The following is a 603-nucleotide window of genomic DNA, read 5'->3' as shown; positions in this document are numbered from 1 at the left end:
ATATACGATAGAGTTACAAATTGCTTAACACTATTGTTAAAATGTGCTAATATTGTTAATAAGGCGGTGGTTAATAAAATGCAACAAATCTCTGATTATCTTTTTATGGGTTCAATAATTCTGCTTGTAGTGACCTTACTTTTTAAAGGTGTAGGCTCTAAAGGTTCTTCTAATGCAATGGGGAACATTGATTTAGCCATGCATGAAAACCATGGTAATGATTTGAAAAGTCAGGACTCGATTATCAGAAGTATATTTAAATCAGTTCTCGTATGGATTTCAATTTTAGGATTACTTATTTCAATACTCTTGTCGAAATTATAAAAGCCTACCTGAAAACGAACAAAAAAGGCGCTGTAACAAGCGTCTTTTTTGTTCGTTTTCAGGTTAGCCCCAGAGAGAGAAGAACAGCGGGATTAAAACGCCGCTGTCCGCTATTGAACTAACGTTATCCGTTAGTTCAATAAACGGTAGCCTTTGTAGTTAATTATCACTTAGAAGATTACCGTTCGTATCATAATATTTATATTTAAATTCAAGGGTATCATCTTTAGGCAAATCAATCCAAGTAACAGACTTTTGATTTACACTAAACTCTTGTTC

At 33.5% G+C, this 603-nt stretch carries 1 protein-coding gene; it reads left to right on the top strand.

Going from position 1 to position 603, the window contains the following annotated elements:
• Positions 1-324 (top strand): hypothetical protein (locus AC1DVJ_RS31280; protein WP_477596863.1); only part of this gene is annotated, 324 nt, incomplete at its 5' end.
• Positions 325-603: the final 279 nt, after the last annotated feature.

This window comes from Paenibacillus sp. P4_A9 (assembly GCF_056402415.1).
The sequence above is the reverse complement of the archived record's forward strand: the minus strand, read 5'-3'. Positions and strand labels throughout refer to the sequence as shown.